Raw genomic sequence first — 18498 nt, forward strand, 5'->3', positions numbered from 1 at the left:
ATTAATCCCAGGTATCAGCCTGGGATTAATTAAGCCGGTTTCACATCCTTGCCCTGTCTTTTGGCTATTGACAGCAATAGCGCCGGAAGCAGAATGAGATTGGTACACATCGCAACCAGCAGTGTAATGGATACCATCACACCCATTGCGGCAGTTCCGCCAAAACTTGAAGCTGCAAAAATGATAAATCCACAAAACAGAATTACGGCAGTGTACATCATGCTCAGCCCCGTTCCAAAAATTGAATTTGTGACAGCTTGTGATGGACTGACACCCTTCTCATATAGCTCCTGGCGATATCTTGTCAAAAAGTAAACGGTTCCGTCGGAGGCAATACCAAAAGTGATACTGAAAATCAGAATCGTTGTTGGTTTAAAATATATTCCAAAATAGCCCATGATACCAGCCGTTAGCGCCAGCGGAATCAGACAAGGTAATTTTGATAAAAGTATAATAGGAACAGAACGGAAAAGCACCATTCCAACTATTGCGATAAGACCTATTGCGATCAGAAGACTTTCATAAAGGTTGCTAAGAAGATAATCGTTACTCTTCAGAAAAACCAAACTATGACCTGTTAAACTCACTTTGTATTGCTTAGGGCTGAAAATGGAGTCTACTTTTGGACGAATCTGGTTCATGAGCTCTTTGATTCGCTCGGAACCTACATCGGCCATTTGGAAACTCACCCTTGTCACACTTTTATCCTGATTCAAAAATGAATTAACCTGTTTGGCCGCTCCCTGTTTTCCCTCTATATAACCTGTCATTTTGGAAAGTTCCAATACTCCCGGTAAAGCAAAGTATTTGGCATCACCTCCTCGGTAAGCCTGATAAAGAAACCTGGAAGCCTGCACTATCGAAACCGGTTTGGAGAATTCCGGGAACTTCGCCATTTCGTTTTGCAGGGATTTTATTTTGTATAAAGCCTGCGCCTGATCTGCAAATACGCCGTTGGGTTGCTTTGTATTGATCATTACCTCAAAGGGCAGAACACCATTAAAGTTTTTCTCAAAAAAACGAAGGTCTGTGTATACAACATCCTTTTTGGGAAGATCATCTACCACATATCCAATCGTTTTAATCTTTGTCATTCCATAGGCAGAGACAATAATCATCACCACCATGGCCATATAGATTTCTTTGCGTTTGTAATGAACCAGATAGTTTACTTTTGTCAGGAAACCTGATGCCCATTTTCCGTCAAGATGTTTCATGTGACGGGCCTTTGGAACATTCATGTAGTGCAGCGTAATTGGCAATAAAAGCAAGCAAAGCACATAAGTAACCATTACGCTGATGGCCGCTACGACACCAAACTCAACAAGAAGGCTGCTGTTTGTAAAGTAAAAAACGCCAAAGCCGATGGCAGTTGTAATATTTGCAAGAAACGTAGAAAGTCCGATTTGTCTGATCATTTCCCTGATCGCATCGTCTTTACTGGTTTCCGCGCGCAGCTCGGTTTGATATTTATTGATCAGAAAAACGCAATTTGGTACACCGATTACAATAAGCAGGGGAGGTATCAGCCCTGTTAATGCCGTTATTTTATAGTCAAATAGATGCAGGATGCCAACCGAAAATATTACCCCGATCAGTACCACTACAATTGACAAAAGAGTGAGACGGAAAGATCTGAAAAATGCCCAAAGAATAAGAAGCGTCACAAAAACTGCCAATCCCATAAAAAGCTCCATTTCACCGGAGATCTTTTTCATGTTGACAGTCCGGATATAAGGCATACCGGAATAGTGAAGGTCAGTTTTATACTTTACTGCAAACTCTTCTGCCATCGCTTCAATATCACTTACAATGGTCAGACGTCTTTTGGAGTTAAGTTCTTTGTCGTTAAAAGTAATGACAATCAGCGTAGCATTTGATTTTGAATTCAGAACCAGACCTTCATATATAGGAAGATTTAAAATCTCTTTTTTAATGCTGTCTACTTCCGTCTGCGTTGTAGGAATCTGACCGATTACCGGAGCAAAATCAAACTGACGAAGACTGTCGTTGCGAACTGCCTTTTGCAGATTTCCCAGCGAAAGCACATTTTTGATTCCCTTTGTTTCCCGGATTTGCTGAGAAAGCTTACACCAGTCGCGGAATTTATTTACCTCAAAAAGCTCAGGATCCTGCCAGCCGATCACCATCACGCTTCCATCTTCTCCAAACAATTTTCTAAAGTCCTGGTATTCTTTTTCAACAGGATCGTTGGAAGGAAGAATGCGGGCAAATTGATAAGAAAGTTCAATTTTACTGGCTTCGTAGGCCATGAACACCGTAGAGATCAACACAAGTGCAACCCACATGAGCCGGTAGCGGATAATGTAAGTTGCTATTTTATTCCACATATTTCGGTTAAGTTTTTCTGCCAAAGCTGCAAAGATAAGCGTCTGAGGCAGAATTTAAGGTTTTTGACGGGTTTATCCCGTATTTTACTGACAATACAAAAGCCGCTCCAATGCTTTTACAATTCGAATGTTTCTGAATTATAAAATCATCTGAAAACAAGGTTGTGATGCACTTTATAACTGGGCAATTTTTTCAAGATGGTGATATCCAATGCCAAAATAGGCTTTGGCATCTTTGATCTTTTGTAAGATCGCCTGCTGATCCTGACTGGCCTTTTTATTTTTAATACCAACGATCATTACATTTTTCGGCGTATGCACATCGGAAATAAATTCAAATACTTTGGTTTTATAACCGTAGTATTCCAGGATCATCGCCCTTATTCCGTCGGTAACCATCTCTGCCTGGCGTTCAAGAAAAATGCCGTATTTCGTTAAAAAATCAACATCGTTGGTTGTCTTATTTTTTTCGATCTCTCGTCTGATCTGCTTGTGGCAGCATGGGGCAACTACGATGAGATCCGCACCAGCAGTTATTCCTTTGAAAATTGCATCGTCTGTCGCTGTGTCGCAGGCGTGCAGTGCAATTAATATGTTGGTATCTGTGCTGTCATAGGCGTCTATGGTGCCTTCCTCAAAGTGCAGATTTTTGAAGGATGATTTTTCAGCAATGCTGTTGCACAATTCGACCATGTCCTGCCGAAACTCGACACCTGTTACATCAGCATCAACATCCAGCACATTGTGGAGATAATCGTACAAAGCAAAAGTCAGATAGCCCTTACCCGAACCCATATCAACCACTTTAAGATTTCCGAAAGTTGGAATTTCTTTAATCAACGAACTTAAGATTTCTACGTAATGATTAATCTGGCGGTATTTGTCCTGGGCATTTTTGAAAACAGTTCCTTCCGCATCGGTGATTTTTAGCTCGGTCAGATATGATTTGTTTTTGGCAGGAATCAGCCTGCTTTTCTCTTTGTCGTGCTGCGCGGATGGCTGTGTTTCGTTGACGGGGTTTTTCTTTTTCAAAATCACCTTACCGCTGCCGGTTTTTTCAAGATGGAAATCAGCTTTGGTTGTAAACAGCGTTGCCAGGCGGAAACCAGTGTTTAAAAAACCAGCAATTAAAGAAACCGCTTCTGTCAGGTCATAATTTTTAACGATGTCCCGGGTTTTATAACGGTAAGTAAAGCTTAATTTTTCCTGGTTTTTTATCAGAATCCTTTTAGCATAAATATTTTTAAGATTCTCGTCGGTGCCTTTGTAGTTACCAAGGGACAGATTTACGAAAGTATGATTTTGAAAACTTTCCTTTATATATGAAGTGAATTCGGAGTTTTGGGTGACTTCTGTCATGAGGTGTATTTGCCTTTACTTTAAAGAACTTTATAAAAGCGGTTACAGTTTAATTTTTGCGATCTTTTTTGAATTCTTAACTTTTATTTTTGCTAAGAACCTATTCTCAGTTAGGTATTTCTATTTCAATTCGCGTGCCTTTTTCCTGCTCGGCGATCATCAGCCTGCCGTTCAAACTTGCCACGCGATTTCGGACATTATTCAAACCAACACCTTGCCTGGACGTTTTGTCAATACCATTGCCGTTATCTGTGATGACAAGTTTTACGTTCCTGCCGTGTTCGGTGATGCTTATTTCTGCGTGATCTGCGCCTGAATGTTTAATTATGTTGTTGGTTAGTTCAAGGACAATACTGTATAGCTCGAATTCAATTTTGTTTCCGTATCTTTTGTCCAGTCCGTTGTCGCTGAAAACAAATTCGATTTTTTTGTTTTCGTTTAACTTCCCGATAAGCCTGCTCAGGGCCACAAACAGGCCGTATTCTTCCAGTTCGGCCGGCATCAGGTTGTGAGATAAACTGCGTACTTCTTTGTAAGCTGCACCGACCATCTGATGGACGCTTTTGTATATTTTTTGTTCTTCTTCGGACAGCGACTTTTTATCAATACCAAACAAATACCAGTTTAATGAAGCAAGCGTGCCGCCCAAATGATCGTGAAGTTCAGCAGCCACGCGCTTACGCTCAATGGTTTGGCCCTGAATCATTGCCTCTTTTATCTCAGTATTCTTTCTTCTTAATTTTCTGTTGTTGTACCAAAGGAAAGCTGCGAAAGCAATAATCATGCTGATGATCCCAATCAGAAAATTTTGAACCTGCTTTTGTTCTTTAATAATCTGTTGCTGTATTGCCGAATCCTTTTGTTTATTATCATAGATCAGCTGATAGGTGGTATACTGTCTGTAAATATTGTCATCGTGAAGTTTACGCCGGGCATAATAAGCGTTTTCACTATAGTAGATTGCTTTCTCGAGCATATTCTTTTCTTTATATGCCCTGCCAAGCGTCTGATGAGCCCAGTTCGTCTGCTGGGTTGACTGGTATTTTTTTGAATAAATAAGTGCTTTTGAGCACGCCTCTATGGCCTGGTCGTATTTCTTATCACAGTAATAAGCATTACCGATATCGTTGAGCAGATTAATTTCGCCATAAAAATTTTTGTCACTTTTAAAGAGCTGCATAGCTTTATTGTAGAGCATTTCTGCCTTCTGGTATTCACCATTTCTGACAAAATAATATCCCTTACTTTGTAAAACCGTTGCCTGACCGCTTTTGTAGCCCATTTTACCATAAATTTGGTAGGCTTCATCGTAACTTTCAAAAGCCTTTTCACTGTCATTATTTTCTCGGTAGAGATTTCCAATATTTTCAAGGCAAACTGCTCTGGAACTATCGTTTTTTAACTCAGAAAAAACCTTTAACGCATATTGATAATTTGCTTTTGCTGAATCCCATTCGCGGTATTCAGAATTGCTTTCAGCCATAAATCTCCTGGCATGAGCCGTGTAAAAGGGCATATGAAGCCGCTCCGACAATGTAATCGTTTCGTTGGAAAGCTCTTTAAGAATATCATGACTTCCGTCGAGCAGGTAGTACGCACTCAACAGGTTGTATGCCAGTATTTTCCCCTTTGCCCATTGATGTTTCTGTGACAGTTTTAATACAATCCTGGCATGCCCAAGCACCAGTGAGGCATCTTTGTAAAGAAACATTCTGGCTGAATCCAGATGAGCATGAATTGCAACGGTATCCTGAGCAAAACCGGCCAGGTGTTTTTCAACAAATGGATCACGGTCCTTTGATATATCCAGCTTGGAATTCAACTTTGAGCATTGAATTCCGGAAAGGACAAGGGTTAACGAAAGAAGTATTCCTAACTTGTAGATGTTGATCATATTTCTCTATACCAGGCCGAATCAGCAAAGTAGCCTTTCGGAGAAAATCCTAAATTTATCATGGTACAACGTTGAGAGCTATTTTGACAAAGTAAAGATAAATAATCTATACTTAAACCTAAACGCAATTCTAATATTGTATTCAACTTTTGACGGCTTATTAAACTAATTCTATTTACTCACAAATAAGTTATTCTTAATAATAAACCGGTAGGGTAGAGCTACTCCGACATTGATCCCTATTCTGACGGAAGATGCAATTTCAAAATCAAGAAACTCCGGTTTGTTGATGTATAACGTGCTTTCATCAAGTAGCTGATTGTTATGCAGATCACGTTCTATTCCCATTGCTTTAACCAGTTTTCCGGGTCCTCTGCAAAGTTCCTTTACAGTAACAGCCTTGATTTTTTTAGCTGTTTTTGTTTCAATCAGTGATCGCCGCTGATGCATGAGTTCAATACCCTGAACAGGCTGTAAGGCTCGTATTAGTACCGCTTCACCAATTCCTTCGGCGTTACTGACCACGTTGACGCACTGATACATACCGTAAATCAAATAAACGTAGATCGTCCCTGCTTGCGAATACATAGGCTCAGTACGCGCAGTTCTCCGATTATAGGCATGGCAGGCCGGGTCATTGGCCAGGTAAGCCTCCGTTTCAACAATAATCCCGCTGGTAATACCATCGGGACTATCGTGAACCAACTCGCAGCCCAGCAGTTTTTGGGCCAGCGTCAGCGTGTCGTAAGATTGGTAAAATGAAAGCGGGAGTGAATTTTTCCCCATTCGTTTTAGATGATGTTCATGGTCTGCTCCTTAATCTTTTCCAATTCATCCTTCATTTGAACTACCTGATGCTGTATTGTTGCATCATTTGCTTTGGAGCCGATTGTATTTATTTCCCTTCCGATCTCCTGAGCGATAAAGTTGAGCTTTTTACCATTGCTTTCCGGAGAGGTTAGTGTTTCCATGAAATAGGTAAGGTGATTGGCAAGGCGAATTTTTTCTTCTGAAATATCAAATTTTTCAATGTAATAGATAAGTTCCTGCTCAAAACGGTTAGGGTCAAAATTATCGTCCGAAAGCAAATCCCTAACCTGTTTTTCAAGTCTTTCCCGAACTGCCGGGATTCGGAGTTTGTCCTGCTCGGTTACGCTGTCCAGAAGTGTTTTTACGGTTCCAATATAGTCATGGAATTTATCTGAGGTCATCTTACCTTCCTGCTCACGGAAAACATTACACTTTCTGATTGCTTCCAAAACCGCTACTTTAATCTGCGCCCAGTCGTTTTCACGGCTCGACTCGTCCACCGACTCGTTGTTATAGGCATTAGGAAGCTGAAGAGCAACTCTGAAAAGCTCGGTTTCTAAGGGGTAAAATCCCAGGTCACTCGCGGTTTGAGCCAGATCGTTGTAATATGCTTTCACGAGCGCACGGTTCACAGTCGTTGAAGCAACAGCTTTTCCAATTGGCTGAACAGTTAGTGTAAATTCAACCTTACCACGTTCCAGAGACTGTGTCAGCAGATTTCTTATCTCAATTTCACGTTCTGAATAATTTCTTGGGATACGGCAATAAATGTCCAGGAACTTGGAATTAAGTGTTTTTATTTCAACCGTTACATTGATTGATTCGGATTCGATGTTGGATACACCGTACCCGGTCATTGATTTTAACATGGAAGAGTCTTGTAATTAAGAATTTAAATTAAGAATTGAATCTTTGTTTGCCTCCCGATTTTGCCGGGTGCTGGCTTTCGGATTGCTGTGGCTTTGATATCAAAGCATTTTTATCGACTTCACTACTGTCTACACGGTATCGGGACACATCACAGGCCAGGTAGATGGCCTGTAACAATGAGCCTTCAGATGCCTGGTTCTTGCCTGCGATGTTGTAGGCAGTTCCATGATCGGGGGAGGTCCTGACCACTGAAAGTCCTGCCGTGAAATTTACCCCTTCGTTAAATGCCAATGTTTTAAAAGGAATCAGTCCCTGATCGTGATACATCGCTAGTACAGCGTCATATTTTTTGTAAGTTCCTGCTGCGAAAAATCCGTCGGCGGGAAAAGGACCCACAACGAGCTGACCTTTTTCTTTGAAATTTTTAATAACCGGCGCTATAATATCAATCTCTTCTGAACCTAACAACCCGTTTTCACCCGCATGCGGATTTAATCCCAATACGGCCAGTCTCGGTTTTTTGATACCAAAATCACCCTTTAACGATTTAAGGATCTGATCAATTTTAGCAGTTAGATTTTCTGCCGTAACCTGTGAGCGGACCTGTTCAAGCGGTATATGCCCCGTAAGCACGCCCACACGCAAATCGCCTGAAACCATAAACATCAGCGCTTCTTCAACTCCGAAAGTCTGTGCAAAAAATTCGGTATGCCCCGGAAATTTGAAGTCGTCACTTTGGATATTGTCCTTATTAATAGGACCAGTTACAATGGCCTGGATTTTTCCGGCCTTAAGATCCTCGACCGCTCTTTTTAGAGAAGCAAGTGAGCCCTGTCCTGCCTCTGCGGTAATCTTTCCGGGTTCAATCTCAGTCTGGTGGTCGTGCCAGCAGGTAATCACATTGGCCAGTTTTGGGTTGTGCTGCTCTGCTTTGTGGATCCCGTGAAGGGTCCAGTCTTTCATTTCCAGGAGATTTCTATACTGGTTTAGCACTCGTAATGAACCATAAATTATGGGTGTACATAACTTTGCTAACTGGTTTCCTTCTAGTGCTTTAAGGATTACTTCCGGCCCGATACCGTTGTAATCGCCTAACGTAATTCCTATGACGGGTTTATCTCTAATCTGATCGCTCATGAACTTAAATAGATATTATAACAATCCTAATGTGCATTTCTCTATTACTTTTGCGGAAGTAATCGACCGGCAAGTTACAAAAATTCCTGTGCTCCTATGAAAATCCTGATAGCTGACTCCATGCATTCGTCTCTTTTTAATATGTTAGACAGCCGGGGTTGGACTTATACCTACCAACCTGACATTAAGCGTCAGGATATTATCGATACCATTGCCGGCTACGACGGGCTCATAATCAGAAGTAAAACTTTTGTCGACAGCCAAATTCTGGAAGCTGCAACAGAGTTGAAATTTATTGCCAGGGCCGGTGCCGGTTTGGATCTGATTGATCTTGATGTGGCCAAAAAACTTGGCATTGAAGTATTTCATGCAGGAGAAGGAAACCGCGATGCCGTTGCAGAACATGCGTTAGGCATGTTGCTTTCCTTATTTAATAACATTCTCAGAGCAGACCGGCAGGTTCGCAGCGGAACGTGGGACAGGGAAGGAAACAGGGGAGTAGAGCTTATGAATAAAACAGTCGGTTTAATCGGCTATGGAAATAATGGCAGCGCTACAGCAAAACGATTGAGTGGTTTTGGGTGCAGGGTATTGGCTTATGATAAATACCGGGACAGTTATGGTGACAGCTTTGCTGCAGCAGCTTCATTGGAAGAAATCATGCAGCAGGCAGACATTATTAGTCTGCACATTCCACTTACGGATGAAACACGGTTTTTGATCAATGATGAATTTGTAAGCAGCGTTTCGAAACCATTTTATCTGCTGAACCTGTCAAGAGGCGAAACGGCAGAACTAAACGCGATCACAAATGGGTTGAAATCCGGCAAGATCAAAGGTGCTTGTCTGGATGTTTTGGAAAATGAAAAAATAAAAAATTTAACCTCTGAACAACAGGAAGCATTTGACTTCCTCTGCGAGTCGGAAAATGTTGTGCTTACACCGCATATTGGCGGCTGGACCCATGAGAGCTACCAACGAATTAATGAAGTTTTAGTCAGGCAAATCAGTGAATGGGACAGAGCGTAAGGGCTGGAGGATGCTTCTATGCTTCGTCTTTTAAAATTACACTGATGTTTCCGGTGGATTCAAGATAGCAGGATTTTACTTTTTTGTAATCATCTACGTCTTTTTCGCGCAGTAGTCCCAGCAGCTCTTCTTCATCAATGAGTTCTTTCTCCATATTTTTTTGAAGCATACGCCCGTTTCTGATCAGCAGTATGGGCTCAGGCCTGGCAAGTTTTCCAAACAGGATCTTTTTATAGCCCATCCAGTCAATAGCATAATCCCAGAATAGCAAAGTAAGAATCAGAACGGCACCTTCCGAAATGGAATTGTAGGTACCTGCCATGGCATTTTGTGCGGCATCTGAGATCATCGTGATCAATAGGAGGTCGCTGATACTGAGCTGGCCGGTGCCTCTCCTGAAAAGACGAAAACACAGATAAATAATCCAGTAGGTAACCGTTCCGCGTACGAAAACTTCCAACAGCGACTGACTGGGAATGAGCATGCCCTGCCAGTCGAGACCTAAAATTTTGTCCATGATTTTGTGAGAGCATAATTTTTACAAAGCTATACAAACAAAAATGCCGACCAAAGGTCGGCACGTTTGCATCTATTAGCCATGAAAAATAAAATACTTGATTATTTGCCGAGTGTACCGCGAAGTGCACGTGGGATTTCCACAGATGCGATCGGGTTGCTAGCGGCTGTCAATATAACAAAATTTTGTGCATTCACCGCACCAACTTTAACTGATTTTCCTAAATCAAGTTCCGTAACATCAACATCTACAAAATCAGGAATATTTTCAGCCAGACCTTGTACACGCAATTTACGCAATTTTTGATTCATTTTACCACCTTTCATTACACCGGAAGAGGTACCGGTTAATTTTACAGGAACATCAACTTTAATTTCCTTGCCGTCGATGATCTGCAGGAAATCCGCGTGGATTAATGCGTCATTAACAGGGTGGAATTGTTTTTCCTGCAAAATAGCGTTATAAATTGTTCCCTCGATATTCAGGGTAACGTTAAAAATATCCGGAGTGAAAAGCAACTGACGGAACAACATAGCTGGTGCATAAAAATGAACCTGCTCAGCTCCACCGTACAGCACAGACGGAACATAACCCTGTGAACGAAGTTCCATGGCTTCCGTCTTGCCGAGATTCGCTCTTTTAAACCCTACAATCTCATGCGTTTTCATAAGAATAAAAAATTAAAAAGTTAAAAAAAATTACTGATGATAATTTATAAATAATGAACTAATAGACTCGTGATCCCGAATCCGCCCAATTGCTTTTGCAAATATCTCTGCAACTGACAATACGCGGATTTTTTCATTTTGTTGCTTAAGTGGTATTGTATCGGTAATGATTAATTCCTCAAGAACAGAATTGGCAATATTTTCGTGCGCTTTTCCTGACATAATTGCATGGGTGCTGATCGCGCGAACTGAATTTGCACCTTTTCCCAGGATCAGTTCTGCTGCTTTGCAAAGCGTACCACCCGTATCAATAAGGTCATCTACCAGGACCACATCCATTCCTTCCACATCCCCGATTACCTGCATACTTGCAATTTCGTTGGCCCGTTTTCTGTGTTTATCACAAAGAATCATGTCAACATTCAGGAATTTGGCAAAGTTACGCGCCCTGGCCGCTCCACCCATGTCAGGCGATGCAATTAAAAGATTTTTAAGGCCAAGTGACTGAATGTAAGGAACAAAAATAGAAGTTCCTTCCAGGTGATCAACAGGCAAATCAAAAAATCCCTGAATCTGTCCTGCATGCAGATCGATAGTCATCAGGCGGTCAACACCTACCGAGGTCAGCAGATTGGCAACAACCTTGGCAGCAATGGCAACACGCGGTTTGTCTTTTCTGTCCTGGCGTGCATATCCGAAATAGGGAATTACAACAGTCACATAGTGAGCAGAAGCACGGCGGGCTGCATCAACCATCAAAAGCAGTTCGAGCAGATTGTCCGCCGGGGGGAAGGTCGACTGGATTAAAAAAACATCACAACCTCTTACCGATTCTTCAAAGCTCGGAGACAATTCTCCGTCGCTGAATTTCCTTAAAGTGTATCCTCCCAGTTCCTTACCAAAAAAGCGGGCAATGTCTTTTGCCAGATATTCTGATTGGCTTCCTGAAAATATTTTTACTGTATTAAATGAGCCCATGGCTAACTAAAATTTGCGCAAAATTAATAAAAATCAATTAATTACGATAATATTTTACCAAAAAAATGAAGTAAAGTCGAATACACGTCAAAGCTGTAAGTATTCCGACCAGCGCTCCAATTAAAATATCACCCGGATAATGTGCTCCTACATAGACTCTGCTGTAAGAATACAGTGCTGCCCAAACCAGCAGCAGCCACATGTATTTCACCTTGTCTTTAAGAAGCGTAAACCAAACCATTGCCACTGCAAAACTCGTTGAAGCGTGGGAAGATGCAAAACCAAAAGAACCGCCACAACCATTTACTTCATGAACCAACCCAGCTAACAGTGGCTCGTGGCAAGGCCTGTAACGGGCAAAATACGGTTTCATCAGCCCGGAAGTGATCTTGTCGGCTATAATCACAGCGACAAGCACGGTAACAATAATTGCGATGGACTTTTTGCCTTCGGCTTTCACAGTTAGTAAAATCAAGACCAGATACATCGGTATCCAGGTAAACTTGTAGGTTACCCAGTACATAATATTGTCCAGCCAGGGAACATGCGCTCCGTTGAGCCGCAGGAAAAGTTCCTGATCAAAATGCACCAGTGAGTTAATTGTTTCGGTCATGAGCTGAATCCCAGTACGCTTCTGACTTTGTCAATTGTTTGCTGAGCCACGGCCCGGGCTTTAATCTCGCCTTCTGCAAGAATGCCTTCCAGTTCATCATTATTCTCCATATAATAATTGAAAATCCGCCTGGGCTCTGCAAATTTTTCAAGCATTAGTTCGAATAAAGCCTGTTTGGCATGGCCATAACCGTAACCGCCGTTCAAATAATTCTGCCTCATGGCTTCAACCTCGCTTGCTGAGGCAAGCAGCGAATAAAGCTTAAAAGTAATATCATTATCGGGGTCTTTGGGTTCTTCCAAAGGTGTCGAATCGGAAACAATCTTTTTAGTTACCTTTTTTAATTCATTTTCAGGAAGAAAAATATCGATATAGTTGTGATACGACTTGCTCATCTTCTGGCCATCCACCCCGGGAATGGTCATGATCCTTTCATCAATTTGCGGTTCAGGCAATGTCAGAATGTCTTCACCGGCGAGCTGATTGAAACGGCTGGCAATGTCTTTGGACATCTCCAGATGTTGTTTTTGGTCTTTACCAACCGGAATAATATTGGCGTTGTAAAGTAAAATATCAGCAGCCTGAAGAACGGGATAAGTAAACAGACCCGCATTTACATCAGCGAGTTTTTCTGATTTCTCTTTGAAAGATGTGGCATTGGCCAGCATGGGAAACGGCGTAAAACAGTTCAGATACCAAGCCAGTTCGGTGTGTTCCTGAACCCTGGATTGTCTCCAGAAAACATTTTTTTTGTAGTCGAAACCAAATGCAAGCCAGGTTGCCGCAATGGCACGAACGTACTCTGCGCGCTCTTTTCCGTTTTTTAGTGTTGTAAGTGAATGAAGGTCTGCAATAAAAAAGAAAGATTCATTCTGTGGATTTTTTGAAAGTTCAATTGCAGGAAGGATTGCTCCCAAAATGTTGCCCAAATGTGGGCGTCCGCTGCTTTGAATGCCTGTAAGGATTCTGGCCATTTTATAAACGAGGTAATGAAATATAGTATTAGTTGGTAATCGAGTCAATTAGGGTACGAATCTCCTGGGAGGTAATAGTTGCTTTTTCAGATTTGTCGTAAATGAGCAAGGATACAATTTTGCTTCCTACAAAAACAAATATGTAATGACCCGGGCTCCGGCACTTCTGCCTTTTTCTTTACTTTTTTTCGCCAGGCGATCTTTGAAAACATTACCTCCTGGCGACTTCCCTGCAGAAGGTTATCTCCTAATTCAGATGTTAAAGCTTTTACATCATCTGTAAGAGAGGAGTACTTTCTTGAAAGCCTTTTTAATTCTCTTTTAAATTCGTGTGTATATGTGATTTCAATCATTAAACAGATCGTCAATTTTTGGTTCTGCTAACTTCCCTTTGCGCGTTAGGTGCATTTCTTTGACCGAGCGGGTGAGGGATTGAAAGAATTTTTCTCTGGCTGGTTTTCCTGAATTTCTTCCCAATAATTAATCGGTATTACAACAGAAGTCGTCTTACCATTTTCTTTTGACAAAAATTGAACGTTCATAACTTTCAGTTGATTATCAGTTTTTAAGAAAAAATCGCACTTCCAATTGCCAAAATTCGTTAAATTGAATCAGAAAATCGTAGTAAATTTGAAAATAATCAGCCGAAGCCGCCGATACACAGCTTGCTTTTGCAGGTTTCAAATCTGGTAAAAGGCTTTTCGCTGACAATAAATTCTTACAATAAACATGCTTCAGACTAAAACACTTGAATTTTTAAAAGCACTGGTTCAAAATAATAACAGAGAATGGTTTCAGGAAAACAGAAAAAAATATGACGAAGCCAAATCTGACCTTGAAAAGCTTGTAGGTCAGCTTATTAAAGAAGTAAGTAAATTTCAGGATCTAGGTAACTTACAGGTCAAAGATTGTATTTTCAGGATCAACAGAGATGTCAGGTTTTCAAAGAATAAAGCCCCTTATAAAAGCAATCTCAGTGCAGGAATCGGTCCCGGGGGGAGAAGCTCGGGTAAAATTGACTATTATCTGCACATTCAGCCCAACGGTCAGTCGTTTCTTGGGGGTGGAATGTGGGCACCTTCTCCCGAGCAGCTCGCGAAATACCGCCAGGAAGTTGATTATAATGCAGATGAATTAAAAACCATTATTCATGAACAGGGTTTCCGGGAATTCTTTCCCGTAATACATGGCGAGGTGCTAAAAACGACTCCGAAAGGGTATGCAAAAGATCATCCTGAAATTGAGCTATTAAAAAGAAAAGAGCTTTTTTTCGTACATCCTTTCTCTGATAAAGACGTGACGGCGAAGGATTTTGCCAATAACATTGTAAAAGGCATAAAATTGCTGAAACCTTATTGCGATTATATGAATTATATACTGAACCACACAGAAGAACAAGACTAACACAAACGTCTGTTTTTCGAATTTGACACAACAATTCAGCAAGTTTCAGCCTGAACTTTAAATAAGATACTGATGCAATTCTCTCATTTACATTGCCATACCCAATTTTCACTTCTGGATGGTGCAGCTGATATCAAGAAGCTTTTTAAAAAGGCAAAAGAAGATAACATGCCTGCTGTGGCCATTACGGATCACGGAAATATGTTTGGGGTTTTTGAATTCGTAGCGGAGGGAAATAAACAGGGTATCAAGCCGATCGTTGGCTGTGAATTTTATGTCGTAGAAGACCGGCATATTCGTCAGTTTACCAAGGACAAAAAAGATGTCCGTCACCATCAGCTTCTTTTGGCAAAAGACGAGATAGGCTACAAGAACCTGGTGAAAATGTGCTCGCTGGGTTTTATTGAAGGTTTGTACGGTAAGTATCCAAGGATCGATAAGGAGCTGATCGTTAAATATCACAAAGGACTCATTGCCACGACCTGCTGTATCGGAGCGATCATTCCAAAAACGATTATCAGAAAGGGAGAGGAAGAAGCCGAGAAAGAATTTAAATGGTGGCTGGATCTTTTTGGAGATGATTTTTATGTTGAATTACAACGACATGAAATCCGGGACCAGTACATCGTAAATGAGGTGCTGGTACGTTTTGCCAAAAAATATAACGTTAAAATCATTGCCTCCAATGATTCGCATTATGTAGATCAGGAGGACTGGAATGCACATGATATTTTGCTTTGTATCAACACCGGTGATAAACAAAGTACGCCGTCTGCGAAAGATTTTGACGATGATAAAGGAATCCCGAAAGGATCACGGTTCGCCTTTTTCAATGATCAGTTTTATTTTAAGAATACCAGTGAGATGACCAAGTTGTTCAACGACCTTCCCCAGTCGATTGACAACACTAATGAAATTGTTGATAAAATAAAGACCCTTGATTTAAGAAAGGATATTCTGCTTCCCAATTTCCCGATTCCCGAAGAGTTTAAGACGCATACTTTGTCGGAAATGTCAGGAACAAAGGAGCTTACTGCCGATGTGTTAAATCAATGGGAATACTTAAAGCACCTTTCCTTCGAAGGAGCGAGATTTAAATACGGAACGATCACGTCAGTTATCGAAGACCGGCTTAATTTCGAGTTGGAAACAATCCGGAACATGGGTTTTCCCGGGTACTTCCTGATCGTTGCAGATTTTATTGACGCAGGAAGGAAAATGGGAGTATTTATCGGTCCCGGACGTGGATCGGCAGCGGGATCGGTGGTTGCTTATTGCACCGGTATTACCAACATTGACCCGATTAAATACGATCTGCTTTTTGAGCGTTTTCTTAATCCTGACCGGATTTCACTACCCGATATAGACACGGACTTTGACGATGAAGGTCGCCAGAAGGTGATTGATTACGTGGTAAAAAAATACGGATATAACCAGGTGGCGCAAATTGTTACCTATGGTACAATGGCGGCCAAATCGGCTATCAAAGACGTTGCCCGCGTGATGGATCTGCATTTGTCTGATGCAAATATGCTTGTAAAGCTGGTTCCGGATAAGCCGGCTTATAACATGACGCTGAGCCGGATTTTTTCCGCGCCTCTTGAAGGTGAGGGTAGTCTCACCAAAAAAGAAGGAATTGCGCCGGAAGAGCTGGATAATGTTAAAAAATTAAGGAGTATAATTGCTGGTAATGATTTGCAGGCCAGTGTTTTGCAGGAAGCAAGAAGGCTTGAAGGGACTGTGAGGAATACAGGAATTCACGCTGCCGGTATCATCATAGCGCCCAGTGACTTAACTGAGATTATCCCCGTAAGCACTTCAAAGGAATCCGAGTTTCTGATCACCCAGTATCAGGGAAAGATCATCGAGGATGCAGGTGTAATTAAGATGGACTTTTTAGGTCTTCGCAATTTAACCATCATTAAAGAAGCGCTTCGCTTGATCAAACAAAACAAGAATATCGAAATTGTTATTGACGATATTCCGCTGGATGATCCTGAGGTTTTCGCACTTTTTCAACGCGGTGATACCAATGCGATCTTTCAGTTTGAGTCCGACGGGATGAAAAAGCACATGCGTGATCTGATTCCGGACCGTTTTGAGCACTTGATCGCCATGAACGCGCTCTACCGCCCGGGCCCGATTGCTTACATTCCTAACTTTATACGTAGGAAAAACGGACAGGAGGAAATTACTTATGATTTGCCGGAACTGGAAGAGTATCTTGCTGATACTTACGGTATAACCGTTTACCAGGAACAGGTAATGCTTTTGTCTCAGAAACTGGGTGGATTCACTAAAGGCCAGGCAGATACTTTGCGTAAAGCAATGGGTAAAAAGCAGATTGAGACCCTGAACAAAATGAAGGGCTATTTCATGAAAGGCGGGGCCGAAAAAAATCTGGATCCCAAAAAACTTGAGAAAATATGGACCGACTGGGAGGCGTTTGCATCTTACGCATTTAACAAATCTCACTCAACCTGTTATGCATTTGTTGCTTACCAGACAGCCTACCTGAAAGCGCATTACACGGCTGAATACATGTCTGCCGTTTTAACAAGTTCGCTTGGAAACATCGAAAAAATTACATTCTTCATGGAGGAATGTAAAGCCCAAGGACTTGTTGTACTAGGGCCTGATGTGAATGAATCTGACAGACAATTTAATGCCAATAAAAAAAGTGAGATCCGGTTTGGTTTGGCGGGAGTAAAAGGAAGCGGAGATGCTGCGGTTGAAGCAATCATTGAAGAACGAAACAATGGTGGTCCGTTTAAGGATATCTTTGATTTTATAACCAGGGTTAATTTACGGACTGTTAATAAAAAGACCATTGAAAGCCTGGCCTATGCGGGTGGTTTTGACTGTTTTCCCGAATATCACCGTGCTCAGTACTTCGCTATCGAACCAGGCGATAATGGCACCTTCATTGAGCGCTTGATTCGCTATGCAAATAATTATCATGCAGAAAAATCTTCGGCGCAGTCATCTCTTTTCGGTGCATTTGGAGGTAACGAAAGTTTGATGTCCAAACCCAAAGCAGCTGATGTAGCGCCCTGGGGAGATCTGGAAAGATTGCGGTACGAACAGGACGTGGTAGGTTTTTACATTTCGGGGCACCCTTTGGATACGTTCCGGATTGAGCTCGATAATTTTTGTACCTGCACGGCAGATCAGGTCATGGTAATCAATGAAGGTGAGAAAAAGCCAAGAAACTTTGAAAAAGAAATTTCAATCGGCGGAATCGTTACAAGTGCTATTGAAAGGATGTCCAAAAACGGGAGTCCGTTCATGATCTTTAAAATTGAAGATTATAAAGGATCAATCGAAATGTTGCTGGGCGGAGAGGACTGCGTCAGGTTCAGGAATTATTTACAGGTTGGTCAGTTTCTTCACATCAAAGGAAAGATACAAAACCGCTGGAAACAGGAAGATCAGTTTGAATTCAAAATACTTCACATTCAGTTGCTGACGGAAATCAGGGAGAAACTTTGCAAAAAAATAAGAATCAATTTGCCTCTTGATCACATCAACGAGCAAATGATTTTTCTAATAAACGAAACGCTTAGCAACAACCCGGGATCATGCTCTGTCAATATGACGGTAACTGATCCGGAGACACGGGTAGAAGTAGAAATGGTGTCACGCGGGTATCGTGTGGCTCCGACTAATGAATTGTTTAAAAGTCTAAATCTTATGGAAGGCGTCAAATTCTTTTTGAATTAATGAACATGTTTTCAGCTACTTAATCATAAGGATTTAAAGTCAGAAATACCTGGATGTTAACGAATCAAAAACCTGTAAAAAAGCGGAATGTCTGAATCAATTTTTTCAATGTCAAAAACATAGAATACTGACATTGGCACGGAACTTTTAAGAATATATATTGATTATGCA

The 18498-nt window shown here is 41.4% G+C and carries 14 protein-coding genes; 3 read left to right on the forward strand and 11 right to left on the reverse strand.

All coding sequences use genetic code 11. The features are described 5' to 3' along the window. Positions 1 to 29: 29 nt before the first annotated feature. The 6 genes from E0F88_RS13380 to pdxA form a co-directional block, all read right to left on the reverse strand. Complete coding sequence (locus E0F88_RS13380) at positions 30 to 2351, reverse strand: efflux RND transporter permease subunit (protein ID WP_131958759.1); 2322 nt, start codon at positions 2349 to 2351, stop codon at positions 30 to 32. 174 nt (positions 2352 to 2525) lie between these two features. After that, positions 2526 to 3710 carry a class I SAM-dependent methyltransferase gene (locus E0F88_RS13385; protein ID WP_131958760.1) on the reverse strand — a complete coding sequence of 395 codons (1185 nt, stop codon included), beginning with the start codon at positions 3708 to 3710 and terminating at the stop codon, positions 2526 to 2528. 106 nt (positions 3711 to 3816) lie between these two features. Then, positions 3817 to 5604, reverse strand: coding sequence for a tetratricopeptide repeat-containing sensor histidine kinase (locus E0F88_RS13390; protein WP_131958761.1), 1788 nt, complete (start codon positions 5602 to 5604; stop codon positions 3817 to 3819). A gap of 171 nt (positions 5605 to 5775) precedes the next feature. Continuing rightward, positions 5776 to 6390 carry a DNA-3-methyladenine glycosylase gene (locus E0F88_RS13395; RefSeq protein WP_131958762.1) on the reverse strand — a complete coding sequence of 205 codons (615 nt, stop codon included), beginning with the start codon at positions 6388 to 6390 and terminating at the stop codon, positions 5776 to 5778. Between the two features lie 5 nt (positions 6391 to 6395). Beyond that, positions 6396 to 7283, reverse strand: a complete 888-nt coding sequence (locus E0F88_RS13400) for a YicC/YloC family endoribonuclease (protein ID WP_131958763.1) — start codon at positions 7281 to 7283, stop codon at positions 6396 to 6398. Between the two features lie 28 nt (positions 7284 to 7311). After that, positions 7312 to 8421, reverse strand: a complete 1110-nt coding sequence (pdxA, locus tag E0F88_RS13405; protein WP_131958764.1) for a 4-hydroxythreonine-4-phosphate dehydrogenase PdxA — start codon at positions 8419 to 8421, stop codon at positions 7312 to 7314. Between the two features lie 96 nt (positions 8422 to 8517). On the opposite strand from pdxA, the gene E0F88_RS13410 reads away from it, so the two are divergent. Next, positions 8518 to 9450, forward strand: coding sequence for a 2-hydroxyacid dehydrogenase (locus E0F88_RS13410; protein ID WP_131958765.1), 933 nt, complete (start codon positions 8518 to 8520; stop codon positions 9448 to 9450). Between the two features lie 16 nt (positions 9451 to 9466). On the opposite strand, the gene E0F88_RS13415 is transcribed toward E0F88_RS13410, so the two are convergent. The 5 genes from E0F88_RS13415 to trpS form a co-directional block, all read right to left on the reverse strand. Beyond that, positions 9467 to 9967, reverse strand: a complete 501-nt coding sequence (locus E0F88_RS13415; protein WP_131958766.1) for a DUF421 domain-containing protein — start codon at positions 9965 to 9967, stop codon at positions 9467 to 9469. Positions 9968 to 10068: 101 nt separating this feature from the next. Next, a complete protein-coding gene (locus E0F88_RS13420; RefSeq protein ID WP_131958767.1) occupies positions 10069 to 10635 on the reverse strand; it encodes a 50S ribosomal protein L25/general stress protein Ctc in 567 nt (188 codons plus the stop codon). A gap of 30 nt (positions 10636 to 10665) precedes the next feature. After that, positions 10666 to 11613, reverse strand: a complete 948-nt coding sequence (locus E0F88_RS13425; protein WP_131958768.1) for a ribose-phosphate pyrophosphokinase — start codon at positions 11611 to 11613, stop codon at positions 10666 to 10668. A 37-nt stretch (positions 11614 to 11650) separates the two neighbouring features. Then, a complete protein-coding gene (locus tag E0F88_RS13430) occupies positions 11651 to 12226 on the reverse strand; it encodes a phosphatase PAP2 family protein (protein ID WP_131958769.1) in 576 nt (191 codons plus the stop codon). Beyond that, positions 12223 to 13200: a tryptophan--tRNA ligase gene (gene trpS / locus E0F88_RS13435; RefSeq protein WP_131958770.1), complete on the reverse strand. Its 978-nt coding sequence runs from the start codon at positions 13198 to 13200 to the stop codon at positions 12223 to 12225. The genes E0F88_RS13430 and trpS overlap by 4 nt, the downstream gene beginning before the upstream one ends. A gap of 729 nt (positions 13201 to 13929) precedes the next feature. On the opposite strand from trpS, the gene E0F88_RS13445 reads away from it, so the two are divergent. Next, the gene (locus tag E0F88_RS13445; protein WP_131958771.1) at positions 13930 to 14604 is read left to right on the forward strand and encodes a DUF2461 domain-containing protein; all 675 of its coding nucleotides are present in this window, start codon (positions 13930 to 13932) and stop codon (positions 14602 to 14604) included. 72 nt (positions 14605 to 14676) lie between these two features. Continuing rightward, positions 14677 to 18327 carry a DNA polymerase III subunit alpha gene (gene dnaE, locus E0F88_RS13450; protein ID WP_131958772.1) on the forward strand — a complete coding sequence of 1217 codons (3651 nt, stop codon included), beginning with the start codon at positions 14677 to 14679 and terminating at the stop codon, positions 18325 to 18327. The last annotated feature ends 171 nt before the right edge of the window (positions 18328 to 18498 follow it).

It is taken from the genome of Dyadobacter psychrotolerans, from assembly GCF_004349265.1.
GTDB lineage: Bacteria > Bacteroidota > Bacteroidia > Cytophagales > Spirosomataceae > Dyadobacter > Dyadobacter psychrotolerans.